Origin of the sequence: Nonomuraea sp. JJY05 (genome assembly GCF_043496855.1) — a bacterium.
Lineage (GTDB): Bacteria > Actinomycetota > Actinomycetes > Streptosporangiales > Streptosporangiaceae > Nonomuraea.
The window spans coordinates 1-17,954 of the sequence record NZ_JBIEIS010000016.1 but is presented as its reverse complement, the minus strand read 5'-3'; the positions used below and the strand labels follow the sequence as shown (position 1 = coordinate 17,954).

Annotated in this window: 15 protein-coding genes; 10 read left to right on the top strand and 5 right to left on the bottom strand. The window is 71.2% G+C overall.

From position 1 onward, the window contains the following. The first annotated feature begins 162 nt into the window (after positions 1 to 162). On the top strand, positions 163 to 747 hold the full coding sequence (locus ACFKCF_RS25540) for a sigma-70 family RNA polymerase sigma factor (protein ID WP_185068057.1): 585 nt from the start codon (positions 163 to 165) through the stop codon (positions 745 to 747). Between the two features lie 10 nt (positions 748 to 757). Here the strand turns inward: ACFKCF_RS25540 and ACFKCF_RS25535 are convergent, their stop codons facing one another. Together ACFKCF_RS25535 and ACFKCF_RS25530 are read right to left on the bottom strand one after the other, a co-directional pair. After that, on the bottom strand, positions 758 to 1,702 hold the full coding sequence (locus ACFKCF_RS25535) for an anti-sigma factor RsbA family regulatory protein (RefSeq protein ID WP_394497347.1): 945 nt from the start codon (positions 1,700 to 1,702) through the stop codon (positions 758 to 760). A gap of 19 nt (positions 1,703 to 1,721) precedes the next feature. Further along, positions 1,722 to 2,561 (bottom strand): EamA family transporter, encoded by an 840-nt coding sequence (locus tag ACFKCF_RS25530; RefSeq protein WP_394497346.1) that lies wholly within the window; start codon positions 2,559 to 2,561, stop codon positions 1,722 to 1,724. 91 nt (positions 2,562 to 2,652) lie between these two features. On the opposite strand from ACFKCF_RS25530, the gene ACFKCF_RS25525 reads away from it, so the two are divergent. From ACFKCF_RS25525 to ACFKCF_RS25510, 4 genes are all read left to right on the top strand, one after another. Further along, the gene (locus ACFKCF_RS25525) at positions 2,653 to 3,228 is read left to right on the top strand and encodes a helix-turn-helix domain-containing protein (protein WP_394497344.1); all 576 of its coding nucleotides are present in this window, start codon (positions 2,653 to 2,655) and stop codon (positions 3,226 to 3,228) included. 287 nt (positions 3,229 to 3,515) lie between these two features. Further along, on the top strand, positions 3,516 to 3,821 hold the full coding sequence (locus ACFKCF_RS25520; protein WP_394497342.1) for a hypothetical protein: 306 nt from the start codon (positions 3,516 to 3,518) through the stop codon (positions 3,819 to 3,821). Positions 3,822 to 3,851: 30 nt separating this feature from the next. Then, positions 3,852 to 4,649 (top strand): polysaccharide deacetylase family protein, encoded by a 798-nt coding sequence (locus ACFKCF_RS25515; RefSeq protein WP_394497340.1) that lies wholly within the window; start codon positions 3,852 to 3,854, stop codon positions 4,647 to 4,649. A gap of 36 nt (positions 4,650 to 4,685) precedes the next feature. Beyond that, positions 4,686 to 5,336, top strand: a complete 651-nt coding sequence (locus tag ACFKCF_RS25510) for a DUF2461 domain-containing protein (protein WP_394497338.1) — start codon at positions 4,686 to 4,688, stop codon at positions 5,334 to 5,336. Between the two features lie 290 nt (positions 5,337 to 5,626). Here ACFKCF_RS25510 and ACFKCF_RS25505 read toward each other — a convergent pair whose 3' ends face one another. Further along, the gene (locus ACFKCF_RS25505; RefSeq protein WP_394497336.1) at positions 5,627 to 8,140 is read right to left on the bottom strand and encodes a hypothetical protein; all 2,514 of its coding nucleotides are present in this window, start codon (positions 8,138 to 8,140) and stop codon (positions 5,627 to 5,629) included. A 185-nt stretch (positions 8,141 to 8,325) separates the two neighbouring features. Then, complete coding sequence (gene typA / locus ACFKCF_RS25500) at positions 8,326 to 10,176, bottom strand: translational GTPase TypA (protein ID WP_394497334.1); 1,851 nt, start codon at positions 10,174 to 10,176, stop codon at positions 8,326 to 8,328. Between the two features lie 187 nt (positions 10,177 to 10,363). On the opposite strand from typA, the gene ACFKCF_RS25495 reads away from it, so the two are divergent. From ACFKCF_RS25495 to ACFKCF_RS25475, 5 genes are all read left to right on the top strand, one after another. Further along, on the top strand, positions 10,364 to 11,107 hold the full coding sequence (locus ACFKCF_RS25495) for an AMP-binding protein (RefSeq protein ID WP_394497332.1): 744 nt from the start codon (positions 10,364 to 10,366) through the stop codon (positions 11,105 to 11,107). A 52-nt stretch (positions 11,108 to 11,159) separates the two neighbouring features. Then, the gene (locus ACFKCF_RS25490; RefSeq protein WP_394497330.1) at positions 11,160 to 13,904 is read left to right on the top strand and encodes a LuxR C-terminal-related transcriptional regulator; all 2,745 of its coding nucleotides are present in this window, start codon (positions 11,160 to 11,162) and stop codon (positions 13,902 to 13,904) included. 72 nt (positions 13,905 to 13,976) lie between these two features. Next, a complete protein-coding gene (locus ACFKCF_RS25485; RefSeq protein ID WP_394497328.1) occupies positions 13,977 to 14,390 on the top strand; it encodes an AMP-binding protein in 414 nt (137 codons plus the stop codon). Positions 14,391 to 14,444: 54 nt separating this feature from the next. After that, a complete protein-coding gene (locus ACFKCF_RS25480) occupies positions 14,445 to 16,874 on the top strand; it encodes an ATP-binding protein (RefSeq protein WP_394497326.1) in 2,430 nt (809 codons plus the stop codon). 10 nt (positions 16,875 to 16,884) lie between these two features. Further along, positions 16,885 to 17,676: an alpha/beta hydrolase gene (locus ACFKCF_RS25475; protein ID WP_394497324.1), complete on the top strand. Its 792-nt coding sequence runs from the start codon at positions 16,885 to 16,887 to the stop codon at positions 17,674 to 17,676. A gap of 114 nt (positions 17,677 to 17,790) precedes the next feature. Here the strand turns inward: ACFKCF_RS25475 and ACFKCF_RS25470 are convergent, their stop codons facing one another. Next, on the bottom strand, positions 17,791 to 17,937 hold the full coding sequence (locus tag ACFKCF_RS25470; RefSeq protein WP_394497641.1) for a hypothetical protein: 147 nt from the start codon (positions 17,935 to 17,937) through the stop codon (positions 17,791 to 17,793). Positions 17,938 to 17,954 lie beyond the last annotated feature (17 nt).

Genomic DNA, 17,954 nt, shown 5'->3' with positions numbered 1-17,954 from the left:
TGGACGTGACCACACACGCCGCGAGCAGATGGACGAAACCCCCCTCTGACCAAGGCGGAGACTCTAACGCGTCCCTTACCTGGGACTTGCCATGATGGAAACCGCCCGCAGGCGGCTTGTGCCGAAACGGGGGATAGCGCAAGGGGGAATGAATTGATCACTATGACCGATGAGCAGCGTCAGGACTGGTTCGAGCGCGATGTCGTGCCCGTGACGTCGCAGCTGTTCGCCTCCGCCATGCGCCTGACCCGCAACGCCGCTGACGCGGAAGACCTGGTGCAGGAGACGGTGGCCAAGGCGTACACCTCGTACCACCAGTTCCGGGAGGGCACCAACCTCAAGGCGTGGCTGCACCGGATCCTCACCAACAACTTCATCAACGACTATCGCAAGAAGCAGCGTTCGCCCAAGTTGTCGGCCGCCGAGGACATCGAGGACTGGCAGCTGCACGCCGCCGAGTCGCACAGCTCGACCGGCCTGCGCTCGGCCGAGACCGAGGCACTCGACCGGCTGCCCGACAGCGTCGTGATGAACGCCCTGCGTTCGCTGCCCGAGGATTTCCGCGTGGCCGTCTACCTGGCCGACGTGGAGGGATTCGCGTACAAGGAGATCGCCGACCGCATGGGCACCCCCATCGGCACCGTGATGTCCCGCCTCCACCGGGGCCGCCGCCAGCTGCGCGGCATGCTCGAGGAGTACGCCCGCGAGGAAGGCGCCGTACGGCTCCCCGCCCAGCGCGCCGCGTGAAGACAGACCCCTACGACCCCATCATGAGATGAAGGCGGACGCGTAACACGCCGCCTTCATTGCGCAGCTCCACGAGATCGCAGAGCTGCCGGCTGATCCAGAGCCCGTATCCCCGAGGGGATTCGGGCTCAGGTGGTATGTAGCCGGGTAACGGGTCGTCCAGGGCGCCGCCCGGGTCGGCGATCTCGCAGACCAGCTCCCCCTCGCTCACCCACATCGTGATCATGCCGTGCCCGGCGCCGTGCTCGATGCTGTTCGCGGCGATCTCGGACACGCTGATCACGAGCGAGGTGATCAGGTTGCGGTCCATGCCGGCCGCTCTGGCGTAGTCGCCGACGCTCTGGCGCAGCCGCTTCAGCTCGCGGGCGGTAAAGGGGATGCTCTCGGCGCCGTCGGGCGGCGCGGGCAGGGGCGCGCGGTCGCCGTTCAGGACCAGCTCGTGGGGCTCGACGAAGTGGGGGCTGGCCGCCTCGCCGTCCGCGCCCAGCAGGAACGGGTGGCTGACCGGGCCGAAGTCGAGCGCTCTCTCGGGGGCGCGGCGCACGTCGTACAGGCACAACATGATCGCCGCCGCCGGGCGGAGCGCGGCGTTGACCACCGACTCGTAGCGGATCAGCTCCCTGATGTCGCGCTCGCTCCTGCCCTCCCAGTCGGGCTCGCCGATGACGAGGGTGCGGCGGTCGCGGGTGTACTCGTGATAGGCGGCCAGCGTGCGGTACGGGTGGCCGTACCAGCCGGTCGAGACCCGGCTGTCGATGCGCCCGGCGTCGCGGCCGAGGGCCTCGTGCAGCAGGGCGAGCTTGTCCGCGCACGTGATCACCAGCACGTGCCTGCCCTCGTCGAGGGCGGAGCGCACGCGCGGTGTGGCGAGCCTCACAAAGGTCTCGTCCGAGTCGTGCGGCACCGCGATGTGCCGCAGCGACTCGCCGTCGGAACGTGCCCGGTCAGGGCGCACGGGCGAAACGTAGCAAGCGCTAGAGGTGCTGCGCAACGGCTATCAACGCCACCGCCCCGAGCGCGCAGGCCACACCGGCCACCTGGATGGCCCGCAGCCGCTCTCCGAGCACCTGTCTGGCCAGCAGCAGGGTGCTCGCGGGGTACAGCGACACCAGCACGGCGACCAGGCTGAGCAGGCCGTCCTGCTGGGCCAGCAGGTAGAGCACGTTGGCCGCCATGTCGAGCACGCCCGCCGCCACGATGATGTGCAGGGAGCCCGGGCCGGGCTTGAGCGCGCGCCGCGTGACCAGGGCCAGCAGCGCCACCGTCGTGATCGACGACACTCTGGCGCCGACCAGCGGCCACAGCCCCGCATTGTCCGGCGCCATGGCGAGCAGGATGAAGAAGCCGCCGAACCCGGCCCCGGCCGCCAGCGCGGTCAGCACCGAGGCGAGGGAGCCCCGCCCGTCGGTGGACCTGTCCTGGCTGATCAGCAGCACCGCGCAGAGCGCCAGCGCCACGCCCACCAGCGCCCAGAACGCGGGCCGCTCGCCCGTCGCCAGCCCGAACACCACGGGCAGCGCCGCCGAGGTCACCGCGGTCGTCGGGGCGACCACCGACATGACCCCCGTGGCCAGCGCCCGGTAGAACAGCACCAGCCCGGCCGCGCCCGACAGGCCCGCCGCCAGGCCCCACGACAGGGCGGCGGCGCCGGCCGTGCCGGGCAGCACCGGCAGCAGGGCGAGGATCAGGAGCAGGCCCGCGATCTGCGACAGCATGACGACCGACAGCACCTGGGATCGGCGGGTGGCCAGGCCGCCGAAGAAGTCGGCCGTGCCGTAGACCACCGCACAGGCGGTCGCCAGGATCACCGTCACCGGTATTCCCCCTTTGGTTCAACAGGTTGCACTGCCAGTACAACACATAGAGTACATTCCACTGCAAATCGAATTCACTAGACTGCACTGCGTGGAAGATCCAGACCTGATCAACCAGGCCATCGCCAACAACGTCCGGGCCCAGCGGGCGCACCGGGGGCTGACGCTGGACGCCCTCGCCGCCAGGTCGGGGGTGAGCAGGGGGATGCTGGTCCAGGTGGAGCAGGGCAGGACGAACCCGAGCGTCTCCACCCTCACCCGGATCGCCTCCGCCCTGGGCGTCACCGTGGCCCGGCTCGTCGAGGTCGCCGACGTGCCGACCGTGCGGATCGTGAGCAAGGCCGACGTGGTCACGTTCGACCAGGGGGACGTGCGGGCCCGGCTGCTGGTCGGCGCCGACGTGCCGATGATCCTGGAGCTGTGGGACTGGCGGATGCCGCCCGGCGAGCACCACGACGGCGACGCCCACCCGCCGGGCACCCGCGAGATGCTGACCGTCCTGGACGGGGAGCTGACGCTCACCGTGTACGGCAAGAGTCACGTGATCGGCAAGGACGACGCGGTGCTCTTCACGGCCGACCGGCCCCACCGCTACGCCAACCAGGGGACCGAGGACCTCAGGTTCGTGATGGTCGTCGCGGAGCCGCGCGAGGCCCATGACCAATGAGCGCCGCTCCTCCTTTGCGGAACAGCGTGGAAAAGCTTGGTAACAGCCAGTAATGTTTGTGATCGGCGAGGCTCGTGTGGCAGGAGGTGTGCGATGGCGATCCGAGGTTGCCGTCGATGGCGCCCTTCCCCTGCGGCGCGCGCCGGATCATGACCGGCCTCCCTGCGGCCAGACGGGACCGTCAGAGCTTCAACAGTGGTAGTTGACGATTACTTGATGCTTTGGACGGCTGATGCCCGTTGTTGGGTACATCCCTGGTGTGGCGGAACGTGGGCAGGGGGTGGCGTGTGAGTGAGGCCCTGGCGGCGACCGAGAAGCTCCAGTCGGAGCTTCGCGCTCTGGGCGTCACCAGCGCGTACGAGATAGGGGACGGAGCGACTATCTCGATATGGATAGGCCTGGTCGTTCGGTATAGGGATGGTTTTTACCGTTGGCAGGAAGGACCGGTGAAACGTCGGCATCTGGGTACGGATCCGGTCGGATGTGCCATGCGCGTGGCGCGCCGCTTCAAGGAACTGCAGGCCGATATCCCACTCTGGTGGGACGACCTGGCCAGGGAATTGCGGGGGAAACCGGTCCAGGACTATCCATAGGCCCCCGCGCGCGGCGTTTCGGGGGGAACCATGCGCGTATGGGCTCTGCCGCTGGCCCTGCTCGCTCTGGCGATCTGCGTCACCTGCTCGGTGGCGCGCCAGCATCAGACCGAGGCGCCGATCGTGCCGTACAAGGCGGCCGTCATCGATCCGGCGGTGCTCGCCAAGCGGCTGGTGTCCATGCAGTACGGGTCCGGCTGGCCGCGCAGCCGCAAGTTCGACTGCTCGAAGCTCAAGTGCGTGGCCCTGACCTTCGACGACGGGCCCGGCGAGTACACCGGGCGGCTGCTCGACCTGCTGCGCAGACGTGACGTCAAGGCCACGTTCTTCGTCATCGGGCAGATGGTGGCGGCCGACAAGGGCGGCCGCCTCACCCGACGCATCGTCGAGGACGGCCACGAGCTCGGCAACCATTCCTGGAGCCACCCCGCCCTCGCCGGGCTCTCGCACGACGAGGTCCAACGCCAGCTCAAGCGCACCAACGACCTCGTGTTCAAGCTGACCGGGGTGCGGATGCACGTCATGCGGCCGCCGTACGGGTCGACCAACGACGCCGTCGCCGCGCAGGCGCGCAGCGAGGGGCTGGCGCAGATCCTCTGGAGCGTCGACACCCTCGACTGGCTGAACCGGGTCCCCGCGATCGTGGCCCGGCGGGCCGGCGAGGCCAAGCCCGGATCGATCGTCCTTTTGCATGACATCCACCGCACGACGGTCGAGGCCGTGCCCGCCATTCTCGACCTCCTTGACCGGAAGGGCTTCACGTACGTCACGGTTTCGGAGCTCTACGGCAAGACGCCGTCGCCGGGGCGGACCTACACCGAGCGGTGACCCGAGGTGTCGGTGCGGCGTGGCACCCTTGGGAGCATGGGTTTCAGCGGCTTCCCTGATGAGGCTTTCCTGTTCTACGAAGGGCTCGAGGCGGACAACTCGAAGACCTACTTCACGCGGCACAAGCACCTCTACGAGGAGGCGGTGCGCGAGCCGATGCTCGCGCTCACGGACGAGCTGGCCTCCGAGTTCGGGGCGGCGCAGCTCTTCCGGCCCTATCGTGATGTGCGCTTCTCCAAGGACAAGACGCCGTACAAGACCCATCAGGGCGCGTTCGTGGACCTTCAACCGGGGATCGGGCTCTACGTGGAGCTCAGCGCGGCGGGGCTCTACACGGCCGGAGGCATCTACACCCAGGCGTCCGACCAGGTGGCCCGCTACCGGGCCGCGGTGGACGAGGACCTGACCGGCAAGCCCCTGGAGTCGATCACGGGGGAGCTGGTGTCCGCCGGTTACGAGCTGGGCGGGGAGCGCCTCAAGACCAAACCTCGGGGCTTCTCGGAGGACCATCCGCGGATCGAGCTCCTGCGGCACAAGTCGCTCTACGCGGGGGTGCGCTGGGAGCCGGAGCCGTGGGTGCACACGGTGGAGGTGCGCGAGCGGGTGTCACGCACGTGGCGCGCGTACGGCTCTCTGGTCGACTGGCTCTCCACCCACGTCCGCGGCAGCGAACTCCCCCGCCGCTGACCCCGCCCACCGCGCGCGCCGGGTCGGCGGGGCGGCGGTCGGCGTAACGCCGTCGGTGCTCAGACCGCCGGGCAGGCGGTGTCCGAGCGGTGTGCGCACCTTGGCCTGGGGCGCTGGGGCGCTGGAGCGTGCGGCGTCCCACAGCCCACGAGGCGCCGGGTCGGTGGGGTGTTGTGCGGTGGTGGTCGGCGCAAGGCGGGCGGCGCGCAGTCGGCGGGGGGCGTTGGCGGGTGTTGCCGGCGACCGGGGCCGGGTTGGTCGGGTGGGGGTGTGGGGCCTGATCCCGCCGGTCAGCGGGGGGCGCTGGTGGTGATTTGGTCGCCCTTGAGGATGCGGTCGACGGTTTGACCGGCGACGGAGGTGGCGGCGGTGGTGCCGGCCGCGACGACGATGGCCAGGGTGGGCGCCGCCAGGCTGCGGATGCTGCGGAGGTTGCGCACCCGGGCCCATGGCTCGCCGGCCAGATGCATCAGGCGCCACTCCCAGTACAACCCCAGCCCGACGCAGACCACGGTCACCTGACCCACCACGATCCCCACCACCTGCGCCTTGTCGACGGCCGCAATGTCCGGCTCCACCAGGGTGGACAGGTAGCCGGACAGCTCGGTGAGCAGGGCCGCGGCGGTCAGGTGGAGGGCCTTGGTCATCGGCTGGGTGCCGCGCAGGCGCGGGTAGAAGTAGCCGAACAGGAAGCCGAAGGCCGGCAGCGTGATCAGGTAGCGCGCGTCGAAGATGAAGCCGGTCAGGTCGGCCCCGTCCGGCCACCCGTACACGATCGCGAACGGCAGGCTCAGCAGCAGGCTCACGGCGAAGGCGTGCACGCCGTTGTGCCAGGGCGTGCATGCGGCGGCCGTGGCGAAGGCGGTCTCCGGGTGCCGGCCGTGCTGCCGCAGCGCCTGCTCCAGGGCGTCCCGCCGCTCGTCGAAGTCGGTCATCGACATCTCTCCCGAGCCGATGCTGCCCCGTCCGAAGCGGTACAGCTCCTGCTCGGCCACGAGCAGCAGCCGCTTGTGCAGCGCGGCCCTGATGAGCCGGCGGTGCTCCTCCTGCGAAGCGGGCTCGGTGAGTACGGGGCGCGGCCCGGAGAGCAGCCAGCGCGCGGACGCCCAGGCGACGATGGAGGTGATCGCCAGCAGCGGCAGCGGCACGGCGATGTCCGCCAGCGTCGTGCTGCCGCCCGGCGTGATGTACAGCACCATCAGTACGGCGATCATGGTCGACTCGGCGACCGGGTTGTCGATCGCGGAGAGCTCGTCGCCGAGCCGCCGCAGCCGCAGCACCAGCATCAGGAACCCCAGCAGCAGCAACCCGAGGACCCCGCGCACGAGCGGCGTGAGCACCAGGCTGCCGATCCGGGGTTCGGGTTGCGACACCGCCAGGCTCCACGACCCCGAGTCCAGCCATTCGGTCGGCCAGCCCTGGACCAGCAGGCTCACGATCACCGCGCCGGCCACCGCGCCGCGCGTCCACCGCTTGGTGGCCACGGCGATGGCGGCGACCGGGATCATGGCCCAGCCCAGCGCCAGCACCAGCCGGATGCTGTCCGGCGGGTACACGCCGGCCAGCAGCGCCCGCAGCCACAGCGCCAGCGCGAGCAGCCCGATCGCGGCCTCCGCCGACAGCACGGCCAGCCGTACGATCACCGGCCTGACTCCCAGGTCCACGCTAAAGGCCACCGCGGACCCGGCCGCGGCCACGGCCGCCACCGCGCCTCCCGCCAGCAGCGTCTGCCCCGGCAGCTGCCCGTGCAGCCACGACCAGGCCAGCATGCCGAGCCCGACCACCACGCCCAGCCCGGTCACGACCAGCAGGTCACGGGTGTTCCACGGCGGGCTGGTGGGCAGCACCCGCCCCGCGTGCCGCAGCGCGAGCGCGGGCACCGCGACGAAGAGGATCACGTACGCGACCGCCGACCAGTCCTCGGCGAACAGCGGGATCAGCAGCGTGGGCGCCGCCATGACGAGCCCGACGAACAGCTCCCTGTTGGCCAGCCGCCCCCACCAGCCCCGCCCGAGCGAGCGCACCAGGAAGGCGACGAGCGCGATGGCGGTGAGCACGCCGAGCGCGGTGGCCCACGAGAAGTCGTCCTCCACGACCGTGTCGGCGAACCCGAACGAGTCCGGCGCCAGCGTCATGCTCACCGGGTACGCCCCGATGGTGAACTCCAGCCGCTCCTCCTGCTCCCGGTCCGGCGTGATCCCCGCCAGCCGCAGCACCGTCCACTCGCCGGGCAGCACCGCGATCGAGCGCGAAGTGACGATCAGCGGGACCGCGTTGGGCGCGGTGAAGTCGAGCTTGAGCAGTTCGTCCGCCTTGACCTGCCGCAGCAGCGTCACGGAGAACCTGGCCGTGGTCCCGGTGGGATCGGAGGTCAGGATCGGCGCCAGCCGCGTCGTAGGCGCCAGCCCGGGCCCGCCCACCTTGATCGCGCCGAACGCGGAGTCGGTGACCTGCTGAAGCGTGCCGGGGAACCCGCTGCCCTGCCGCAGCGCCTCCGTGAGCGGGTCCTTGGGCGCCATCTGGAGGCGGTGTACGACCGTCACCTTGACCTGCCGCTGGCGGGGATCGATCCGCCCCTTGGGCACCGGGGCCAGGTCGCTCTCAATCGCCCTGGTGACCGTCACCTCGGTGGTGGCCTTGCGGGCCCAGCCCACGAGGGGATCGGCGCGGGCGGCGGCCGCCACCCACGGGTTGGGCACCGCGGTGCTCTTGGGCAGCGCGGCGCCCGCCACCGGTCTGGCTGCGACGGTGCACCAAACGATCGCCCCCAACGACACCAGAGCCAGCCCGAACGCAGTTGCCATCCGGAGCTTTCCCACAAATTGGATGATTCTCCGGAATGGCGGAATGTTCTATGTCACCGGGTCACGGTGTGATTACAGCTTTTCCCCATGACCCATTTTCTTGACGGGCGGGCCCATTCATCCCCCATGGCGAAGCCGGGAGCCTTACCGGGCGTGCTTACACCGAAAAAGGGCGGCGGAAAATCTCAGGCGCGCTTGGCGCGGGCCGCGGCGCGACCGCGCGTGGCGGCGTCGAGAACCACCTTGCGAATGCGCACGTGCTCCGGAGTGATCTCCACGCACTCGTCCTCGCGGATGAACTCCAGCGCCTGCTCCAGCGACAGGACGCGCGGCGGGATCACCTTTTCCGTCTCCTCGCTGGTGGAGGAGCGCATGTTGGTGAGCTTCTTCTCCTTGGTGATGTTCACGTCCATGTCGTCGGACCGGGAGTTCTCGCCGATGATCATGCCTTCGTAGACCTCGGTCGTCGGCGAGACGAACAGCGTGCCGCGCTCCTGCAGGTTGAGCATCGCGAACGCGGTCACCGGGCCGGACCGGTCGGCCACCAGGGAGCCGTTGTTACGGGTGCGCAGCTCGCCGAACCAGGGCTCGTAGGAGTCGAACACGTGGTGCACCAGGCCGGTGCCGCGCGTCTCGGTGAGGAACTCGGTGCGGAAACCGATCAGGCCGCGCGCCGGGACCACGAACTCCATCCGGATCCAGCCGGTGCCGTGGTTGGTCATGTGCTCCATGCGGCCCTTGCGCACGGCCAGGAGCTGGGTGACCGCGCCGAGGTATTCCTCGGGGCAGTCGACCGTCAGGCGCTCGACCGGCTCGTGCACCTTGCCGTCGATGGTCTTGGTGACGACCTGCGGCTTGCCGACGGTCAGCTCGTAGCCCTCGCGGCGCATCTGCTCGACCAGGATGGCCAGCGCCAGCTCGCCGCGGCCCTGCACCTCCCAGGCGTCGGGCCGGTCGGTGGGCAGCACGCGCAGCGACACGTTGCCGACCAGCTCCTTGTCGAGGCGGTCCTTGACCATGCGGGCGGTGACCTTGGACCCCTTGACCTTGCCGACCAGGGGCGAGGTGTTGGTGCCGATGGTCATCGAGATGGCCGGCTCGTCCACCGTGATCAGCGGCAGCGGGCGCGGGTCGTCGGGGTCGGCCAGGGTCTCGCCGATCATGATGTCGGGGATGCCGGCGATGGCGATGATGTCGCCGGGGCCCGCCTCCTCGGCCGGCTTGCGCTCCAGGGCCTCGGTCATGAGCAGCTCGGTCACCTTGACGCGCTGGATCGTGCCGTCGGTACGGCACCAGGCCACCTGCTGGCCCTTGCGCATGATGCCCTGGTGGATGCGGCACAGCGCGATGCGGCCGAGGTAGGAGGAGGCGTCGAGGTTGGTGACGTGGGCCTGGAGCGGCGCGCTCGGGTCGTACGTCGGCGCGGGGATGGTCGACTTGATGATGTCGAACAGCGGCTCGAGGTCCGTCGAGTCGGGCATGCCGCCGTCCTCGGGGCGCTCCATGGAGGCCCGGCCGGCCTTGGCGGAGGCGTAGACGATCGGGAAGTCGATCTGCTCCTCCGTGGCGTCGAGGTCCATGAACAGCTCGTAGACCTCGTCCACGACGTCCTTGATGCGGGCGTCGGGGCGGTCGACCTTGTTGATGCACAGGATGACCGGCATCTTCGCGCTCAGCGCCTTGCGCAGCACGAAGCGGGTCTGCGGCAGCGGCCCCTCGGAGGCGTCGACCAGCAGCACCACGCCGTCGACCATCGACAGGCCGCGCTCGACCTCGCCGCCGAAGTCGGCGTGGCCGGGCGTGTCGATGATGTTGATGGTCATGCCGCCGTGCTTGACCGCGGTGTTCTTCGCGAGAATGGTGATGCCCTTCTCGCGCTCGAGGTCGTTGGAGTCCATGACGCGGTCGTCGACGTCCTGGTTGGCGCGGAAGGCCCCGGACTGCCAGAGCATCGCGTCGACAAGCGTGGTCTTGCCATGGTCGACGTGCGCGATGATCGCGATGTTCCGCAGGTCGTCGCGGCTGTTCAAAGGCATGATGACGTCTCGCTCTGTGTCGTGGGGGCGGCCGCGCGAAGTCGCGGCCTTATAAGTCTAGTTGATCCCCTCTGATGACAAGCGCGACGTGAGCGGATCCCTCGATGTCGAGCGGAGGCCCTACGTACATAGCCGGTTGCACAATTGTGCGCATGGCAAGCGGGGCCGGCGTCCCTAGATTGTCGGCATGACCTGGACAGAGCTGGTTATGGCCGCGGCGCCGACCCAGGGGGACCAACCGGCGGTCAGCGAAGTCAGGACCGGCGAGGTGCTGTCGTACGCCGCGTTCACCAGGCGGGTCACCCGCGCCGCGGCGGGTCTGCAGCGCCAGGGCCTGCGTTTCGGCGACGAGGTGATCGTCGACGTCCCGCTCGGCACCACGCTGCCCCTGGCGGTCCACTCCGTGGCCTGGGCGGGCGGGGTGGCGGTGCTCGCGGCCTCGGGTACGGCGCGTTTCATGATCACTCAGCGCCGCTACGACCCCGCCGCGGTGAAGGTCGACCGGGTCTTCTCCTTCCAGTCCGTGCCGGGGACGAAGCCGTTCACCGCGCTGATCGGCGATCGCGCCCTCGAGTACGGCCCGCTGGCCGGGCCCGCGCTCACCGTCGACGGCGGGCGCGTGTTCGATCACCACACGCTGGCGGCCGACCTGCGCAGGCTGGCCGGCCGGCTGGTGATCGGCAAGGAGGACGTGGTGATCAGCGCGGTGAGCGAGCCGTTCCGGGGCCTGCGGGTGATCGATCTGGCGATGACGGTGGGCGCGCACGTCGTCATCGCCCACGAGCCGAGCCTGGTGGGCTGCCGCGTGCTGGCCCAGGAGCGCCGGGCCACCATGGTCGTCGCTCCATATGACCTGGCCAGACGGCTGCTCGGCGACCCCGTTCTGCGTGTCGTCGACGAAAGGGCGATCGTGAGCTCGCTTGGGCTGTGAAAAGTGCGACACTGTGGGAGAGTGTGATCCTTCAGCGACGCAGGGTGACCACATGCCAGAGCCCCCCAGGCACAATCTTCCGGCGGAGCCCAACCGGTTCGTTGGTCGCGAGCGCGATCTCGACGAGCTGCGCGGGCTGTTCCGCGAGACGCGCGTGGTCACGTTGTGCGGGGTGGGCGGGATCGGCAAGACCCGGCTGGCCCTGCGGGTGGCGGCCGGGCTGGTGTCCGCGTACCCCGACGGCGTCTGGCTGGTCGAGCTGGCCAGACTGCGCCACCCCGAGCTGGTCGACCAGGAGATCGGCCAGGTGCTCGGCGTGCGGGAGGAGGCGGGCCGCCCGGTGTTCGGCACCGTCCTCGACCGCTTGCGCGACCTGCACTGCCTGCTGCTGCTCGACAACTGCGAGCATCTCATCGACAGGTGCGCCGAGGTCGCCGCGGCGCTGATCGCGGCCTGCCCGCGCCTGAGCGTCCTGGCCACCAGCAGGGAGCCGCTGCGCATCGCCGGCGAGCTGATCTGGCGCGTCCCGCCGCTCGACCTCCCCGACGAGGGCGCTCCCGGGCAGGCCACTCCCCAGGCCGAGCCGGTGCGGCGCGGCCCCGAAGGCGAGGCCGCTCCCGAGGCAGGGCCCGGCCGGGGTGGCCCCCAGGCGGGGCCCGGGCGGGGAACCCCCGACGCTGAGCCCAGGCGGGGTGACCCCGAGGTCGAGGTCGGGCGGGATGGCCCCCACGCTGAGCCCGGGCGGGGTGACCCCGACGCCGAGGTCGGGCAAAGCGGCCCCGACGCCGGGCCCGGGCGGGGCGGCCCCGAGGCCGAGGCCGTGCAGAGGCGCCCTGAGGGCGAGGCCGTGCAGAGGCGCCCTGAGGGCGAGGCCGTGCAGAGGCGCCCTCAGGCCGAGGCCGTGCAGCTCTTCCTGGACCGGGCGACGGCGGCCGGCACCAGGCTGGGCCCCGGCAGCCTGCCCGACGTCGTGCGGCTGTGCCGGGCGCTCGACGGGCTGCCGCTGGCGCTGGAGCTGGCCGCGGCCCGCACGAGCCTGCTCAGCCCCGGCCAGATCGCCGACCGCATCGACGACCGGTTCTCGCTGCTCACCACCGGCGGCCGTACCGCCCCCGCCAGGCAGCGCACGCTGCTCGCGGCCGTCGAGTGGAGCTACGACCTGCTGTCGGCGAAGGAGCAGGTGCTGCTGCGCAGGCTGTCGGTGTTCGCCGGCGACTTCGATCTCGACCTGGCCGAGCAGGTCTGCGCCGAGCGGCCCATCTCGGAGTCGGAGATCGTCGATCTGCTCGGCGGGCTGGTCGACAAGTCCCTCGTGCTGTGCGACGAGAGCCGCAGGCGCTACTGGCTGCTGGAGACCATCAAGCGGTACGCGGTCGAGTGCCTCCACCAGGCCGGCGAGCGCGAGGTCCTGCGCGAGCGCCACCTGCACGTGGTCTGCGAGCTGCAGGAGCGCCACTTCACCACCGAGATGGTCGAGCCGGGCGTGTCGTGGGCGCGCCGCCTCGAAGCGCTGACCATGAGCAAGAGCCTCGTCGACGACCAGCGGATGGCACTCGACTGGTCCGTGGAGTCCGGCAACGTGCCGCTGGGCCTGCGCCTCTGCGCCGCCAGCAGCGGGCTGCTGCCGCTCTGCGGAAACCTGACGGAGATCGTCACCTGGATCGAGCGGCTGCTGTCGCTCGATCTGACCCAGGTGCCCGGCGAGCAGATCGCGCAGGCCAGGGGCTATCTCGCCTACGGCCTGGAGGCCAGGGACGAGCTGAGCCGCTCCCTGGCGCTGGCTGAGGAGAGCCTGGCCGGGCTCACCACGGACAACACCTTCGCGCGCTGCGTCATCCACAGCCTCATCGTCGTCGTGCTGCTGCGCATGGGCAGGCCCGAGGACGCGGTGCACCACGCGGAGGAGGGCCTGGCCCTGGCCCTGCGGTCGGGTGACGCGTGGAACCAGGCGGCGGGGCTGGCCGGGCTGTCGGCCGTGGCGCTGACCCGCGGGCGGCTGCGCGAGGCGCAGCGGCACGGCGAGGAGGCGCTCGCCCGCGCCCGCGAGCACGGCCACCGGTGGATCATGGCCAGGACCGCCACCCAGCTCGGCGCGGTGGCCGAGTTCCGCGGCGACCTGGTGACCGCCAAGTCCCACTACGAGATGGTCGTCCCGTGGCTGCGCGAGCTGGGCAGCGACCTCGACCTGTCGCGCGCCCTGGCCAGGGTCGGCAGGGTGACGGCGATGCTGCACGAGTTCGCCGCCGCGCGGGGCTGGCTGGCCGCCAGCCTCGCCCTGGGCCGGGAGACCGGGCAACGCCACGGGGTGGCCCTGTGCCTGATCGGGCTGTCGGTGCTGGCGGAGCGCGAGGGCGACCTGGAGGGCGCCGTGCTGGCCGCGGGCGCGGCGGCCAGGCTGCGCGAGTCGATCGGGCAGCAGTCGCCCACGATCAGGATCGAGGAGCTGCTCGGCCGGGCCCGCACCAAGCTGGGCGACGGCCGCACCACCTCGCTCTGGTCGCGGGGCCGGGCCATGAGCCCCGACGATGCCGCCCGCCACGTGCTGGAGGGCGAGCGCATCGCGCAGAAGGCGCCGGTGGCGACCGAGCCGGTCAGACACTCGCTGCTGACGGCCCGCGAGCTGGAGGTCGCCGGTCTGCTCACCCGGGGGCTGTCCAACCGCGCCATCGCGACGGAGCTGGTGATCAGCCCCGCCACGGTCGCCCGGCACATCGCCAACATCATGGAGAAGCTGGGCTACACGTCGCGGGCCCAGATCGCGGTCTGGGCCGCCGAGCAGCCGATCGTCGCACGGTGACCACAGTTCTGCATAGGGATCTGCATATTCCGCCCCATGTATGCATGAGGGGCCCTCCCTACCGTGGGCCACATGGATGAGCGCATCGTCATGGTGGACTCGGGCACCGGCCTGAGACTCACCGAGGAGCAGCTGGACGAGAGGTCCGCGGTCGCGGCCCTCCAGCTGCGGCGCCGAGGTGTGCGCGCGGGTGACGCCGTGCTCATCTGCCTGCCCGTGGGTGCCGACCTGCTGGTGGCGGCCGACGCGGTGATCGCCGCGGGGGGCGTCGCCTGGCCGCTGCCGTGCGACCTCGACGCGGGCGCCTTCAGGGACCGGATCCACGCGAGCGGCGCCCGCGTGATGATCTCCGACGTGCAGCGGGCGCTCGACGCCGCGGACGAATCACGCGTACGGATCGTGATGAGCGTCGCCGACATCGGCGCCCTGCATTCATATCCAACCAGTCGCGAACTCTGCACGGAAAGTGATCCCATCAGCCCCTGAAGCAGGGGAGACTTGGCATCGGATGTGATCCTCCCGCGACCACCTGGGCCCCACATGATCGCGCAAGTCCCGCACAATCTCCCCGCCGAGCCCAACCGCTTCGTCGGGCGCGTCCGCGACGTGGCCGAGCTGGCGGTGCTCGTCCACGAAGAACGCGTGGTCACGCTCAGCGGCGTGGGCGGCATCGGCAAGACCCGGCTCGGCCTGCGCGTGGCGGCGCACGAGCTGAGCCGCTTCCCCGACGGCGTGTGGCTGGTCGAGCTGGCCCGCATCGGCAACCCCGAGCTGATCGTCAACGAGATGGCCGAGGTGCTCGGCGTACGCGACGAGGTGCCCGGGCGGCTGCTGGACGGCCTGCGCACGCGCCTGCGCGCGGCCAGGGCGCTGATCGTGCTGGACAACTGCGAGCACCTGGTCGAGCGCTGCGCCGAGCTGGTGGCCGGCCTGAGCGCCGAGTGCCCCGAGCTGCGGTTCCTGCTCACCAGCCGCGAGCCGCTGCGCATCCCGGGAGAGCTGGTCTGGCGGGTGCCGCCGCTGGAGCTGCCCGACGAGCGGCATCCCGAGGCCGAGTCCGTGCTGCTGTTCGTCGAGCGGGCGCTCGCGGCGGGCGCGAGCGGGGTGGCGGGCGTCATGGACGACGTCGTACGCCTGTGCCGCGCGCTCGACGGCCTGCCGCTCGCGCTGGAGCTGGCGGCGGCCCGTACGAGCCGGCTGAGCCCCGGGCACATCGCCGACCGCCTGGCCGGTCGCGACGGCGAGCGCTTCGGCCGGCCGGCCACCGGCGATCGCACGGCTCCCGCGAGGCAGCGCACGCTCCTGGCCATCGTCGAGTGGAGCCACGAGCTCCTCCCGCCCAAGGAACGGGTGCTGCTCCGCCGGCTGTCGGTGTTCGCCGGGCCGTTCGACGTCGAGCTGGCCGAGCGGATCTGCGCCGACGGCGGCATCCTGCGCAGGCCCGAGCTGGCCGGCCTGCTCGCCGGCCTGGCCGGGAAGTCGCTGGTGCGCCGCCACGCCCCCGGCCGCTACCGCCTGCTGGAGACCATCAAGCAGTACGCCGCCGAGCGCCTGGACGAGGCCGGCGAGGCCGCGCGCCTGCGCGACAGGCACCTGAAGGCGATCTGCGAGGAGATGGAGCACTGCCACGAGTCGGGTTCGCTCGACCGCAGGACTCCGTGGGAAGGGCGCTTCGCCCACTTCACCAGGGGACGCGCCCTCCTCGACGACTCCAGGAACGCGGTCGACTGGGCGGTGGAGTCGCAAGATCCCGTACTCGGGCTGCGCCTGGCCCGCGCCGCCATGGCCGTCATGGCCGTCCGCGGCGACCTGGGCGAGAGCGTCGGCTGGCACGAGCGGCTCCTCGCGCTCGACCTGTCCGGCGTGCCCGCCGACCTGGTCGCGGTGGCCAGGAGCGGGCTGGCGTACGGGCTGGAGCTGGCCGACGAGCTGGGCCGGGCCGAAGAGCTGGTCGTGCGGGGGCTCGAGGAGCAGAAGCGGCACCCGTACACCCACTGGCTGGGCATCACGTACGGCGTGGCGCTGACCGTGCTCTTCCGCACCGGGCAGAGCGAGCGGGCGCGGTGTTACGCGCAGGAGCTGGAGGCGGCGGCCGGGGCCAACGACGACCTGTTCAACCTGGTCACGGCCAGGATCGCCCAGCTCAACCTGGCGCTCTTCCACGGCCGGCCGGGCGAGGCCCGGCGCTACGGCGAGGAGGCGCTCGCGCTGGCGAGGGAGGCCGGGCACCACTGGTCCCTGGCCAGGACGCTGACCCACCTGGGCGCGGTGGCCGAGGCCGCGGGCGATCTGGAGAGCGCCAGGTCACACCACGCCGCGGCGCTGCCGCTGCTGGAGGACCTGGACAACCGGATCGAGCTGGCCCGCTGCCAGGCCCAGATCGGCCGGGTTGCGGCCCAGCTGCACGACTACGCCGCGGCCCGGGGCCACATAGCCGACAGCCTGGCGCTGAGCAGGCAGACGGGCCAGCGCAGGGGGATCGTCCGCGCGCTCATGGCCGTCTCCGCCCTGGCGCGGGCGCGCGAGGACCTGGCGGGCGCGGTGCTCGCGGCCTCGGCCGCCACCGCGCTGCGCGAGTCCATCGGGCAGGTGGGCGCGTCCGGCCGGATCGAGGAGCTGCTGGCGCTCGCCCGCGCGCGGCTCGGGGCGGACGCGGTGGACCTGCTGTGGGCCACGGGGACGGGGATGCCGCCGGAGGAGGTGGCCGGGCTGGTGCTCGACGGCGACCCCGGGTCGGCCGCGCCGCCGCCGCGCGTGCCCGCCCGGGACGGGCTGACCGCGAGGGAGCGGGAGATCGCCGCCATGCTGGCCCGCGGCCTGAGCAACCGCGGCGTCGCCGAGGCACTGGTGATCAGCCAGGCCGCCGTGGCCAGGCACGTCGCCATCATCATGGAGAAGCTGGGCTTCGACTCGCGGGCGCGGATCGCGGTCTGGGCGGCCGAACACGAGGTCGACGCGGAGCGAACATAAGCTCGTCTCCATGCCGTACGCGCCCCATTTCCCCGTCATGCTCAGGACCGACGACGGGGTACGCCTCAACGCCGCCCACACCCCTTACGCACGGCTTCCCGGCGACCGAGCCCGCCTCCACGGAGTGGAGGCCATGAACACAGGGATTGTCATGGCGCACGGGTTCACGGGGTCGTGGCGGGACCGCACCGCGCGGCGCATCGTGCACGTGCTGAGCGGGTACGGCGGCGTGATCGCCTTCGACTTCCGCGGCCACGGGCGCTCCGGCGGCGAGACCACGGTGGGCGACCTGGAGATCCTCGACCTGGACGCCGCCGTCCGGCACGCCCGCGTGGCCGGCTACTCCAAGCTCGCGGTCGTGGGCTTCTCCATGGGGGCGGCGGTGGCCGTACGGCACGCGGGCCTGCGCGGCGGCGTGGACGCCGTGGTGGCGGTGAGCGGCCCGGCCCGCTGGTACTACCGCGGCACCAAGCCGATGCGGCAGGTCCACTGGGCCATCGAGCGGCCGTTCGGGCGCCTGGCGGCGAGGGTGGTCAAGCGGACGAGGATCGCCCGCGGCGAGTGGGACCCGATCCCGATGCCGCCGCACGAGGCCGCCGCGCTGATCTCGCCGACCCCGCTGCTGGTCGTGCACGGTGACGCGGACGCGTTCTTCCCGCTCGACCACGCGCACCAGCTCTACGCCGGCGCACGCGAGCCCAAGGAGCTCTGGATCGAGCCCGGGTACGGCCACGCGGAGACCGCCGCGCCCCCCGAACTCATCCGCAGAATCGGTAAGTGGATCTCCTCGAACCTTTCCTGAGTTAAACGCGTCTATCTAGGACGGAAAGAAAGAAACCACCGGGAGAAAGTCTCTGGGGAAGGAAACCGTCGACGCGGTGGACTTGGGACATACTTCCGGTAGCGGGATCTGTACCTAGCGTTGCGGGGGCGCGCTGGGTGCAACGTCCCGTGGCACGAAGACGGTGGGGGAGACGTACCAGCCGCGATCGTAGGGCCGGTCGAGGCCGCCGACGACGACCTTGGCACCCTCGTCCATGCCGATCTTGATGTAGCCCTCCACCCGGTCCTGCTGCCGCT